This is a genomic window from Bacillus sp. SIMBA_008 (assembly GCF_046535495.1).
Taxonomy (GTDB): Bacteria; Bacillota; Bacilli; order Bacillales; family Bacillaceae; genus Bacillus; species Bacillus subtilis.
Genome location: NZ_JAWRWL010000537.1, coordinates 1 through 268, shown reverse-complemented (window position 1 = coordinate 268; position 268 = coordinate 1). Strand labels below are relative to the sequence as shown.

At 39.9% G+C, this 268-nt stretch carries 1 protein-coding gene; it reads left to right on the top strand.

Annotated elements, in window-relative coordinates; genetic code table 11:
• Positions 1-268: FAD-dependent oxidoreductase (locus SB658_RS24350; protein ID WP_410602933.1), on the top strand; the 268-nt coding region annotated here is incomplete at both ends.

Here is a 268-nt window from a genome sequence, read left to right as displayed (position 1 = left end):
CAGTAGAAAGTAAGCTCAAGCTGACAACGGTTTATAAAGGGACAAAAGTAAAACAAATTGAAAAAACGGATGGAGGCTATGGTTTGCAATTAGACAGCGGTCAAACGCTTTTTGCAGATTCAGCCATTGTCACGACTCCACATCAATCGATTTATTCTATGTTTCCTAAAGAAGCAGGGCTAGAGTATTTGCATGACATGACCTCTACATCTGTTGCAACGGTAGCACTCGGTTTTAAAGAAGAGGATGTTCATAATGAATATGACGG